The organism is Clostridium weizhouense, from assembly GCF_019431045.1.
GTDB classification, from domain to species: domain Bacteria; phylum Bacillota; class Clostridia; order Clostridiales; family Clostridiaceae; genus Clostridium; species Clostridium weizhouense.
Map to the genome: position 1 here is coordinate 1 of NZ_JAHXPT010000021.1, position 11,568 is coordinate 11,568.

General features: G+C 26.5%; 18 protein-coding genes. 16 read left to right on the forward strand and 2 right to left on the reverse strand.

What is annotated here, in order from left to right:
* Window positions 1-111: 111 nt before the first annotated feature.
* The 5 genes from KYD98_RS17245 (at window position 112) to KYD98_RS17265 (ending at window position 2,314) form a co-directional block, all read left to right on the forward strand.
* On the forward strand, window positions 112-312 hold the full coding sequence (locus tag KYD98_RS17245; protein ID WP_219781295.1) for a BhlA/UviB family holin-like peptide: 201 nt from the start codon (window positions 112-114) through the stop codon (window positions 310-312).
* Window positions 313-339: 27 nt separating this feature from the next.
* The gene (locus KYD98_RS17250) at window positions 340-561 is read left to right on the forward strand and encodes a phage holin family protein (protein WP_219781296.1); all 222 of its coding nucleotides are present in this window, start codon (window positions 340-342) and stop codon (window positions 559-561) included.
* Window positions 562-622: 61 nt separating this feature from the next.
* Entirely contained in the window at window positions 623-1,429 is an 807-nt protein-coding gene (locus KYD98_RS17255; protein WP_219781297.1) for a lysozyme, read from the forward strand.
* 268 nt (window positions 1,430-1,697) lie between these two features.
* A complete protein-coding gene (locus KYD98_RS17260) occupies window positions 1,698-1,997 on the forward strand; it encodes a hypothetical protein (protein ID WP_219781298.1) in 300 nt (99 codons plus the stop codon).
* 107 nt (window positions 1,998-2,104) lie between these two features.
* On the forward strand, window positions 2,105-2,314 hold the full coding sequence (locus KYD98_RS17265; RefSeq protein ID WP_219781299.1) for a LexA family protein: 210 nt from the start codon (window positions 2,105-2,107) through the stop codon (window positions 2,312-2,314).
* Between the two features lie 57 nt (window positions 2,315-2,371).
* On the opposite strand, the gene KYD98_RS17270 is transcribed toward KYD98_RS17265, so the two are convergent.
* Window positions 2,372-2,779: a hypothetical protein gene (locus KYD98_RS17270; RefSeq protein WP_219781300.1), complete on the reverse strand. Its 408-nt coding sequence runs from the start codon at window positions 2,777-2,779 to the stop codon at window positions 2,372-2,374.
* A gap of 199 nt (window positions 2,780-2,978) precedes the next feature.
* Here KYD98_RS17270 and KYD98_RS17275 point away from each other — a divergent pair, with 199 nt between their 5' ends.
* From KYD98_RS17275 to KYD98_RS17310, 8 genes are all read left to right on the forward strand, one after another.
* Entirely contained in the window at window positions 2,979-3,188 is a 210-nt protein-coding gene (locus tag KYD98_RS17275) for a helix-turn-helix transcriptional regulator (protein WP_219781301.1), read from the forward strand.
* Between the two features lie 115 nt (window positions 3,189-3,303).
* Window positions 3,304-4,131, forward strand: a complete 828-nt coding sequence (locus tag KYD98_RS17280; RefSeq protein WP_219781302.1) for a ParM/StbA family protein — start codon at window positions 3,304-3,306, stop codon at window positions 4,129-4,131.
* Window positions 4,128-4,292: a hypothetical protein gene (locus KYD98_RS17285; RefSeq protein WP_219781303.1), complete on the forward strand. Its 165-nt coding sequence runs from the start codon at window positions 4,128-4,130 to the stop codon at window positions 4,290-4,292. The genes KYD98_RS17280 and KYD98_RS17285 overlap by 4 nt, the downstream gene beginning before the upstream one ends.
* A gap of 9 nt (window positions 4,293-4,301) precedes the next feature.
* The gene (locus tag KYD98_RS17290) at window positions 4,302-4,472 is read left to right on the forward strand and encodes a hypothetical protein (RefSeq protein WP_219781304.1); all 171 of its coding nucleotides are present in this window, start codon (window positions 4,302-4,304) and stop codon (window positions 4,470-4,472) included.
* On the forward strand, window positions 4,466-5,731 hold the full coding sequence (locus KYD98_RS17295) for an FtsK/SpoIIIE domain-containing protein (RefSeq protein WP_219781305.1): 1,266 nt from the start codon (window positions 4,466-4,468) through the stop codon (window positions 5,729-5,731). Before KYD98_RS17290 ends, KYD98_RS17295 begins: the two co-directional genes overlap by 7 nt.
* Complete coding sequence (locus KYD98_RS17300) at window positions 5,712-6,290, forward strand: hypothetical protein (RefSeq protein ID WP_219781306.1); 579 nt, start codon at window positions 5,712-5,714, stop codon at window positions 6,288-6,290. The genes KYD98_RS17295 and KYD98_RS17300 overlap by 20 nt, the downstream gene beginning before the upstream one ends.
* A gap of 227 nt (window positions 6,291-6,517) precedes the next feature.
* Entirely contained in the window at window positions 6,518-6,895 is a 378-nt protein-coding gene (locus KYD98_RS17305; protein WP_219781307.1) for a hypothetical protein, read from the forward strand.
* Window positions 6,896-6,995: 100 nt separating this feature from the next.
* On the forward strand, window positions 6,996-7,388 hold the full coding sequence (locus KYD98_RS17310; protein WP_258049902.1) for a metal-dependent hydrolase: 393 nt from the start codon (window positions 6,996-6,998) through the stop codon (window positions 7,386-7,388).
* Window positions 7,389-7,564: 176 nt separating this feature from the next.
* Here KYD98_RS17310 and KYD98_RS17315 read toward each other — a convergent pair whose 3' ends face one another.
* Window positions 7,565-8,335: an antA/AntB antirepressor family protein gene (locus KYD98_RS17315; protein ID WP_219781308.1), complete on the reverse strand. Its 771-nt coding sequence runs from the start codon at window positions 8,333-8,335 to the stop codon at window positions 7,565-7,567.
* Window positions 8,336-8,479: 144 nt separating this feature from the next.
* Here KYD98_RS17315 and KYD98_RS17320 point away from each other — a divergent pair, with 144 nt between their 5' ends.
* The 3 genes from KYD98_RS17320 (at window position 8,480) to KYD98_RS17330 (ending at window position 11,045) form a co-directional block, all read left to right on the forward strand.
* Window positions 8,480-8,689: a helix-turn-helix domain-containing protein gene (locus KYD98_RS17320; RefSeq protein WP_219781309.1), complete on the forward strand. Its 210-nt coding sequence runs from the start codon at window positions 8,480-8,482 to the stop codon at window positions 8,687-8,689.
* Between the two features lie 800 nt (window positions 8,690-9,489).
* Window positions 9,490-10,305 carry a MerR family transcriptional regulator gene (locus tag KYD98_RS17325; RefSeq protein ID WP_219781310.1) on the forward strand — a complete coding sequence of 272 codons (816 nt, stop codon included), beginning with the start codon at window positions 9,490-9,492 and terminating at the stop codon, window positions 10,303-10,305.
* 62 nt (window positions 10,306-10,367) lie between these two features.
* The gene (locus KYD98_RS17330; protein WP_219781311.1) at window positions 10,368-11,045 is read left to right on the forward strand and encodes a DUF554 domain-containing protein; all 678 of its coding nucleotides are present in this window, start codon (window positions 10,368-10,370) and stop codon (window positions 11,043-11,045) included.
* The last annotated feature ends 523 nt before the right edge of the window (window positions 11,046-11,568 follow it).

Sequence of the window (11,568 nt, forward strand, 5' to 3'; positions counted from 1 at the left end):
TATGCAAATTTTTATTAATACAAAAAAGCAAAAAACTTGTTAAAAAGGTATTGACTTTGCTTAGCAGGTTTTTATTGCTCATTTTTAAAATTGAACTAAGGAAGGTGTTATATGGATGAATTAATGCAAATGGCATTAAGCCAAGGGTTAGGGTATGCATTATTTGTTTTCTTGTTACTATATGTATTAAAAACTACAGGAAATAGAGAAAATAGATATCAAGATTTATTAGATACTTTAGCACAAAAGTTTAATGTTGTTGAGGACATAAAAGAAGATGTAAAAGAAATAAAAAATAAAATTGAAAAATAAAATTGAAAAATAGAAAGAAGGATTTGAATGAATAATTATGTAAAAAGGTTTAAGAACACTGGAACATTAATGAGTTTGGTAGGTTTAATAGGTTTATTACTTTTACAATTTGGAGTAAAAATAGATTTAGATTGGTTAAATGCTACAGCTAATTTAGTTTGTAGTATTTTAGTTATTTTAGGTGTATGCAATAATCCAGAAACTACTGGAGTAGATTTTCCACAAAAACAATTAAATAAACAAGAGTAATTTTAGGGTAGCATTTTTAGCTACCTTTTTTCTTTATATTAAGAGAAGGAGGAATATATAGATGTCTAATTGGAAATGGTGTGTAGAAGATTCAGATGGAAAAGTTATAAAAGGATGGTATGAAGATAATGAAACTTGGTACTATTTAAATGATGAAGGTGTAATGCAAACTGGATGGCTACATGATAAAGATGGTAGATGGTACTATTTAAATAATGATGGTTCTATGGCTACTGGATGGCTAAAGAGTCCCTATAGTGGCAAATGGTTTTACCTAGAGCCTAATTCTACAGGTTACAAAGGGGAAATGTATCGTGATGGCACTTACACTATAGAAGGAAAAGAATATGAATTTAATAAAGAAGGGGCATGGATAGAAGAAAAGTCTTTAGTTAGCAACTCTTTAATAGAATTTATCAAAGGTTGGGAAGATTTTTTTGAATGTGCTTATTATGATGGATATGGTAAAACAGATACTTATCTTACTATTGGATATGGAACAACTAAAACTGCTAATCCATCTGCTTTTTTAAAAGGAATTGAATCTACATGTACTAAAGACCAAGCCACTCAATGGCTAAAAGATGAAGTAAATAAGTGTGCTGAAAAAATTAAAAATGCTTTAGGAGATACTCGGATATCACAATGTAGATTTGATTGTATGGTTGATATAGCTTATAATGCAGGAACAGGAGCTCTAATTGGAGGAAACACATGGAAAGCATTAGTTAGTGGAAATCAAAATGCTATAGAGACATATATAATGCAATGGAATAAAGCTAATGGTAAATACAGCGAAGGATTAAATAAAAGATGTAGAGCTAGAGTAAATATGGCTTTATATGGAATATATAATTCTGAACATTAATCAATTAAATATGATATAATATGTGTGGCTAGATTACACATAAAATCAGAAAACGAAGGGTAGCAGATAGGAAAAATCTTATTTGCTACCCTTTTCTTTTTATGGAAAACTTGTACAAATTGTAGTATTATGTAAATATGACAAATAAAAAAGAACTCATACGACTACCAATCAATAATGAGTTCTTAGTTATAGTAGAGTTCATTTAACATATCTCTATTATAGCATATTGTTAGTTAAATATAAATGATATGTTGGAGGATAGCATATGAACACTAAAGAATTAATTGATCTAGCAATGAAACAACAAATATTATCTGATGAAATGATAGAATTATTGTCAGCATTCAAAGGTATAGAAATGGAATGCAATCATTCAAAGGAAATGACATGGGCAAAAATTTATCTTTTAGGATTTGAAATAGGAAAACAAAATGGTACAGAATCTACAATGGATGCTTTAGATTTTGCTTTAAAATTTAGAAGATTAAAGCCAGAACAAAAAGTAATAGTAAGAACTAAAATGGAGGAAGCATTAAAAATAAAGAATGCTATAAAAGGGTTATAAAAAACTATTAAGCAAAAATTGTAATTGATTTATATAATTAAGTTAAGAGAAATATATAAACGAATTTGTTTTTAAAGATATTCTGAAATATTAAAAGGGGAAAAACTATGTTAACAGGAAAACAAAAGGAAATATTCAATATTATTAGAGATTTTATAGAAAAGGAAAAAATATCTCCAACAGTAAGAGAAATATGTGAAATATCAGGTCTTACATCTACTTCGACAGTATATGGATATATTAAAAGATTAGAGGAAAAAGGATATATTTATAAAGATACTAATAAACCAAGAAGTATAAGAATAAGTGAAAATTAAATGTAAGGAAATAAATAAGCAGTAGGTAAAGAATTAACTTTACTTACTGCTTTAGTTTTATTTTACATAGTCTTGAAAAGTGGTATTACTATAATCTATATGTCCATCACTACAAGCCCATGCCATAGCTGCATGTCTACCGTTCCCAATTCTAACATACTGGTCATGCTTCATATCGCAATTTATAGAATCAAAATAATAATCTTTATCACCTATAGTTTTAAGTCCAGTATAAGCACAGGCATCACCAATTCCGAAATAATACCAATTTCCATTTATATATTTCCAACAATTTTCTGCACAAGTACCATCATCATTTAAATAGTTCCATCCTCCATAATAAACACCATTAACCCATCCTTCATTCCCTTGGTGTTGTATCCAAGTTCCGGCGAAAGCATTGGTTGAAAATAAGATACAACTTATAAATAGTATACTAAAAATTTTCATTAATATTTTTTTCATGTTATCACTCCTAAATATTATTTATCAAAATTATTACATTTACAATAAATTTTGTCAAATAATTACCTAAAAACGTAGTTAAAATACATGTTAATGTTAATAAGATAGCTAAATCTATTCTAATAAAACTCTTATGCAATATTATTACCTCATAGAAATTATTAACAAAATATAGTAAAATTATTCTAGAGGTGGTATTATGGGGGTTAAAAATAGATTATTAGAAATAAGATTAAAATTAGGATATAAAAAGCAAAAGGATTTCGCAAAATATATACAAGTAAGTTCAGCTAATTATAATAAGTGGGAAAATAATTCTAGTCAACCAGGAATGGAAACAATATTAAAAATAGCTAAAAAGTTAAATTTAAAAACTGAAGATATAGTTTATTTAGAGGATGAAGAATAAAAACTTCATTCTCTTTTCTATTTTATAGAAAGTTTTATTAATAAAATAGAAAATTAGGAAACTTTTAAGAAAATCATGCATACATATATAACAAAGAGATCAAAAAGGAGTAAAAATGATTATGATTTTAGGTGTAGATGTAGGCAATTATTATACAAAAACATCAACTGGGATTAGTTTTATATCAAAAGTATCAAGTATTCCAGGAATATTAGCTAATGATCCAGTAACTATAGGAAGTAAAACAATGTATTTAGGAGAAGGAGAATGTGATACAGAGTATAGAAAAGCATATAAAGAAAGTTACTTATATTTATTATTAGGAGCAATTTTAAAGAGCACTACTGAAAAAGAAAATAAAATAGTGGTTGGTTTACCTTTAAGTCAATATAAAGCTGATAAGGGATATTTAATTAATAGAATATTACAAAGTAAGATAGTTAAAGACATTGAAGTACAACCAGAAGGGGCTGTAAGTGTTCCAGTAGATTATACAGGAATAGTTGTAGATATTGGAGGAGGTACTACAGATATATGCTTAGTAGTTAAAGAGGGCAGAAAGAGAAAGATAGTGCAACCTTATTCGCTTCCTAAGGGTATCTTAAACTTAGAATCTGAGTTTATTAATTGTATTAATGCTGAATATGGTTTAGATCTTTTACCAGTAGATGCAGATAGAATTATTAAAAACGGCTTATATATTTATGGAGAAAGGCAGAAATTTTCTATGGATATTTATAAGGAGTTCGTAGAAAGCATTGTAAGACGAATACAAGTAGATTACTCTCTTAAGACGAATAACATTACTCTTGTTGGTGGTGGTGCAAATAAGTTATATAGAGCATTTAAAAAACGTATTCCACAGACTCAAATAAGTAATAATTGTTTTTATGCAAATGCAAATGCTTATGCAGCTATTGGAAGGAGGATTTGGGGAGAATGAAGATTCCTATAAGTTTTAAAAAATCAGAAGAAGAGTTATATATTTTTTTGAATTCCAAGAGATCTCCAAGTATCTATGTTAAGGATTTATTAGAAAAGGAAATGAAAAAAGACATTAAAAAAGATGATAAAAATAATGAGTATGATGGATTTGATTTTTAGGAGGATTTTATGTTTGATTTAGATATTAGATTATTTAATCTCATATACACACAATGTAGAACATTAGGAAATGCTTTTAATATGGGAGCATTTGAAGGTTTTGTAATGTATGCGGGTGTAGTCACATTAGGAATTACGAAAGTTTTAGAAAGCAATAATAAGAAGGTTAAAAAATGTTAGTAGAACTTGGACTAGCCATAGCTGGAACATATGCGTGGAACTGGGTTAACACAAAAGATGAACGTCAATTTAAACAGAGTTTTAATGAGATAATGGATGCTACAGGGATAAAAAATAAAAATGATGAAACCTTTAAAATATATAAAATAGAACCTAGAAATTATGGTTATATAGCACATTTAAGCAATGTTAAAGGCTTAAGTATAGAGCATTTAGAAAGCAAATTAAATATATTAGAATGTAATTTAAATTCAATAGTAAATATAGAAAAAGATAAATTTAATAATGATATAAAACTATATGCAGTCAATAAAGATATTGCTAAATTCTATTTTGAACCAGTTAAATGTAGAGAAAATCAGCTTTATATAGGAAGAGATTATAAAGGACAACCATATTTTTTAAATTTAGATGAACATCCAATGTTATTAATTGCAGGAGCGACAGGTTACGGAAAATCAATGTTATTATCAAGCATACTAACAAATTTAATATATAACAGTTCTAAAAATATAGAATTATATCTTACGCAGCTAATAAAGGGAGAAATAAGTTCATTTGAAGATTGCATTCCAGTAAAAATGGTAGCTTATAATCAAATAGAACTATCAATAGCTATTAACAAGGTTAAAAAGAAAATAGATGAAAGGTCTAATTTATTTAAAACACATGGAATAAGAAATATAACTCAATGGAACAAGCACTTTAAAAATAAAAAAATGAAAAGAGTAGTCTTAGTTTGTGAAGAAATGTCAGAGTTGATGGAATTGCCAGTATGGGAAGAATTGTGGCAAGTAGTTAAAGCAGGTCGCAGCGTAGGAGTGCATCTTATAGGAGCATTACAAAGAACTACAGCAACCAACTTAAATACTGATGTTAAATCACAAATGACTAGAATAACATTTCATCAAAACTCTATTATAGATTCTCAAAATGTGATTAATTCTAATAATGCTATGAAGTTAAAAAAAGGTGAGTGTATTGTTTGTGGATCTAATGGTGAAACAAATATTAAAGTACCATTTATAGATGATGATTTTGTTATATTAAATAAATATGTTCCTGAAATTAGAATACCTACTGAAGAAGAAAAAGCTGAAATATTAAATATAAAAAAAGAAAATGGCCAAATACTAATGATAGAAGCTCCAACTATTATAGATGTACCAGTAGAAGATATTAAGCCTGTACAAAAGCAAAGAAAACGTAAAGGTGTAATAAGTTTGGAGGATATAAATAATGCTAACAGAGAGGGATAGACAAGTCTTAAGATGGATAGAAGATTATAAAGCTATTTCAGTAACACAAGCTACAGAACTATTTTTTAATGGAACATATGAAAGTTGTAGAAGAAGGCTTAAACAGTTAGAAGATATGGAAATATTAAAGAGTTATATAAGTCAGTTTTCTAGAGAAAAAGTATACTATCAAGAGAAAAAGCTTAAGGATCATGATTTATTGGTTTATGATTTTCTAAAGGTAATAAAGAAAAGAGGTGGAGAAATACGCCACATAAAACTCCAACCTCAATATTTAAAAGGACTCATTAGACCAGATGCCTATATAGAGTTCACTTTAGAAAATAATATATACTTTATTATATTAGAAGTAGATTACACTCATTACACTTCAAATATAAAAATGCAGCTTTATGAAAAATTATATAGAGAAGGAACACTTCAAAAACAATGTTATGGGACTTTTCCAATCGTCATAATATCAAGACCGACTTTAAATGATATAAGATATAACTCGTCCAACTTTGATGTAATATATACAGATTTACGCTACAATAATTTGCAATCCTTATTATTCTAAATTTTATTTATTACAGCATACTCTTATTTTATTGAGTTGGTTAAACATAGGGATACCAACACTTATAAAAGTTGTATTGTAGGGGACACATATATTCCCCTACATTTAATGCAACAGCTAACACAACATCTTATCCAACATTTTAGACTACATATTACTTAAGATAACCAATCACACAAAACCAACGCTTAAGCGATATGCAAAACATAAATGAGGAGGGTGACATTATGTCAACAATAATAACATTATTAGTATTGCCAATAGCAATAAAATTATTCATTAATTGGGGAACATTAAAGTTAAAAACACTACCAGTTAAAAATATTTCTGCTGAAATGGTAGTAGAGCAAATGAACAGGAATAAGATAAGACCTTTAAAAGTTGAGCAGGCTTATAACTATACTTACAAGTCATTCCACGATAAACTAAAGGCTAAAGAACTTAATAGACAACAAATAACAGCTATTAGGGAATATCTTAATAGAAATGTTAAGCAATATGAACATAAAAAATTTAAGAATGATGCACATGCTATTTACACTATGCTAAAAGCTAAAGATATAAGTAGAAGAGATTTGGCTATAGTACAAAAAATAATTGCATAATTTTATTTTAGAGAGCTATTACTTTAAGTTTTAGCTTTCTTTTTTTATAGAATAAAAAATAAATTTCTACTTATCATATACTTAAGTAGGTGATTTAAAGATGATGAAAAGAACTCATACAGCAATAGGTTTAGCCACTACAATTCCATTAATAGCAATCGAGCCAATAAGTGCTATAGGAATATTAGGAAGTGTTGTTCCAGATTGGGACTTTTATTTAGGTCTAAAGCATAGGACTATAACACATTCACTTTTATTTTTAACTATAAGTACAGCTGCTATAAGCATTTTTAGTATTCCAGTAGGGTTAGTATGGTTTATTAACTATGCATTACACTTAATAGCAGATAGTTTTACAAGAATGGGAACACCATATTTATATCCATTCTACAAACGATATTTTGGACTAAGAAAGTTAAAAACTAGAGGAGCAGCAGATTATTTAATACAACTTTTTGCTATATTTTTTATCTGTTCAGTATATTTAATGTAGGACCAGGAGGAATTGTATCAAATAATTCTTGGTCTTATTTTTATGCAAAATAAAAAAGAGCAGATTAGCTACTCTTAAGGATCCTATAAGCAAAAAGATATGGGTATATAATCTTGTTTTAAAAATTCCTTCATTATATATGTAATTATCTTCAATTTATAACATCTCCTTAAATTTTATAATTTACAATCCACTAAGTATTTTGGTGCTGCATAACATTCATATCTATAGTTTCTTTTATTCCTTCCAGTTATATAAATTGAAGTTTTGCAACCTCCTAGTGCTTCTAATAAGTCTTTAAATCTTTTAGGCTTTATTTCATATTTTACATATTCATTTTTTACGTTTTCAACATTTAAATAGTAAAATTTATCATCTTCTTTTAGAATAGCATTATCTTTAGTTGCTTTTAATATATCTATTATTATTTGTGGCATATAGGATTGTCCAACACCATGTTCAGCATTGATTGTGTTATGTGCATATAATAGACCTTCAGATAATTTAGCTTTATCTTGTAGAAATTTATTTTCGTGCTCATATTGTTCTAGTTTTAATTTATAGTTTTCAAGTTTTAAATAATAATTTTTTTCAGCTAAGGCTTTCATTTCTTTTTCACAAGCTATAAAGTATTTTCTTGCTTGTTTACTTAATTTTTTAGTTTCTTCATTTGCATTTGGTGCTATACCTGCTATCATACAAATTTCTTTTGCTATTTCAATTGTCAAAATATATTCAATTGTTGGTCGTCCTCCTACATTAGAGGTTTTCGCCTTTAAAGGAGAATAATCAATATTTTTTTCAGCATCAACTAATTCCAATTGTTTTTTTATCCAACGTGAATAATGTCCTTTTCCTTCATCTATACCTAAGAATTCATATAACTCTCTAGCAGATACAAGTTGATCTCCTTTTTCATTAGTAGTAATTTTAATTAGTTCGTTCATTTAACCACCCCTTAAATATTTATTTCTCTAATATAATTATACAACTATTTTACGATATACACAACTCGTAAAACGCTATTTAAAAGGTGAAAATATTTATAACTATAGCGTTATATAGTATAATGAAGCTAAGGAGTTGATATTATGATTAATATGAGACTACATATATTACTTGCAGAAAAAAGGATAACTAGAAAACAATTATCAGAAGATACAGGAATAAGATTAGCAACTATTTCTGCATATTGTAATGAAAAATATAAATATTTGGTTCCAGAACATTTATCTAAAATATGTAAATATTTAAAATGCGATATTTCTGATTTAGTTGAATATGTAGAAGATGAGGAGTAAGGTTTGATTAATTTCAAGCCTTATTTTTATATTCCATTAGGATTAAATTAGGTTTGTAACAAAAATGGAGGTCTTTTGTAACAAAAGTTTTACCCTATTTGTTACACTTGTAAGCCTTAGTATTACTAGCCTATAGGGTAATATTATCATCTGTAACAAAAATAAAAAATATATGCTTGCAACTTTATATAATAATAAGATATATATTCTTTCTATATATATAATATAATATTATAATTATTGTTACATTATATATTATATATAGTATAAAGGCAGTAATATCAATACTTTAGAGGTGTAACAAAAAGTGTAAATGTTTTTTATTTCCAATTTCAATAAACTTGTTCTAAAGCTAGATATAATCAACCCTACAGGCTGTAACAAAGTGCTTTTGATTTTTGGTACACTTTTGTTACAACATTTTTATAGGCTATGAGTAAGCAAATTATTCTTAACCATTTCTCATTGACATTTAATTTACATTAGTGTACTATTGTTTACAAACGAGTAGACTATTTATCTATTAGACGAGTGTCAACTAAGGTAATGCAGGTAATTTGTAAGCACATAAGCCAAAAGACGTTTGAGGGGCGTGTGTCTCAGTGATGTACGGGTTCAAGTCCCGTTACCTGCATTGTTTACAGAATTTTAACTAATTAAAGAATTTAAAACTACCACACGATTATTTATTAAAGATAACTAAATCGTGTAGTAGTTTTTTTGCATTATAAAACATTTTAATTAAAAAATAGGAAATTTACATATGGTTAAATTATTTAAACAATTAGGAGAAGAAGTATATGAAGGATTTATTTACAATTGGAGAAATATCAAAGTTGTTTAATATTAATATAAAAACATTAAGATATTACGATGAAATTGGCTTATTTAATCCAATATTTATAGATAAAACCAATAATTATAGATATTATTCAACAGAGCAATTTGAACAGTTAAACACAATAATTTATTTAAAAGCACTTGGAATGTCTCTAAACACAATAAGTTTTCATTTAAAGGAGCGTAGTATTGACAATATTACTGAACTGTTAAAAAAACAAAAAGAAATTACAGAGAAAAAGATAAAAGAATTACAAGTTATAAAACATAAAATTAAAAATAGATTAAATCAAATTAATTATGCAAGACAATATGAAAAATTAGATGTAATTCAGGAGATTGAATTCAATGAACGGACTATCGTCTTACTAAAACAGAAAATAAAGTCAAATAAAGATTTAGAATTATCTATAAGAAATTTAGAAAATAAATCTAGAAAAAATGCTTCTATTTTTAATGGAAAAGTAGGAATATCGATTTCTAAGCAGAATTTGAAAAATAGAATTTTTGATGAATATGATTCGATTTTTTCATTTACAGAAGGTGAAAGATATAATAAAAAATTAACAAAAGTATTACCTAAAGGTATTTATGTTACTATTCGTTTTAATGGAACTCATAAATGTTCTCCAGTATACTATGATAAGATATTAAAATATATTGAAGAAAAGGGATATACAATTATAGATGATTCAGTAGAAATAACACTTATTGATTTTGGATTAACTACTGAGAAGTCAGAGTTTGTAACAGAAATTCAAATATTGATAAATTAATGTTGACTCTCCAGTTACTGGATACTTTATAATTTTTAACATAAATAACTGGAGGTGATAAAGTGATAGGAACAACTGTAAATTGTATTTCTATTATTGGTGGGAGTATTTTAGGTGCAGCTTTTAAAAAAGGAATAAAAGAAGAATATAAGGATATAATGCTACAAGCAATTGGCTTATCAGCTAGTGTTATTGGTATTAGTTCAGCTGTTAATTGTATTCCTAAAAGTAATTATCATGTTTTATTTATTATTAGTATTGCATTAGGCGGACTTATTGGCCAAAAACTTGATTTAGAGAATAAAGTTAATAGTGTTACATCGAAATTTTCTAAAAATAATTTAGTAGAAGGATTATCTACAGCAGTATTATTATTTTGTGTAGGAACATTATCAATTTTAGGTCCACTTGAAAGTGCTTTAAAAGGAGATAATACATTACTATATACCAACTCTATATTGGATGGAATTACTTCAATTGTTTTAGCTTCAAATTTTGGTATAGGGATAATGATTTCATCAATTATATTATTTTTATGGCAGGGTTTAATTTATTTATCTGCAAATATGGTATCAGTATATATAACGGCTGATTTATTAAATGAAATATCAATAATTGGTGGGATTTTGATATTAAGTTCAGGATTAAATATATTAAAAATAAAGAAAATAAAAGTTTTAAACTTATTAACATCTTTATTTATTCCTATTATTTTCTTTATTATCAAGGGATTGGTATAAACAAAGTATAAAAGGATATTTAATATAATCTAATAATATATTATATAAAGATACTATACATATAAAATAAGAATATTATATGTATAGTATCTTTATTTATAGAATAAAAAAATATTTCAGAAAACGTATTCTTGACTTGCAATTAAGCATAAAATGACTTATAGTCATTTTATACAATTAATTAAAATGCATGTAATAATTTATTTTTTAATTATTACAAATATGAGTTAAGTATTTATAAAGTTGTATTTTTAAGATATTTATAAAGAATTAAGGTACAGTCAAAAAGAATAAGTTAATTTGCCATCCTAATTTAAATTATGCTATGTATAAAATTGACATAATAGGCACGCTGTGAGGACAATTAATATCATTGTTTGAGAGAAAAAATTTATTGGAACTTTGGAGTTGTTATTTATTTTCATATGCCTAAAGCTATTTAAAAGAGTTAAAAATTCCTTTATAATAATAAAAGAGTTAAAAACTTTAATTAGGATGTATTATGAATTTTAACAAATCGATA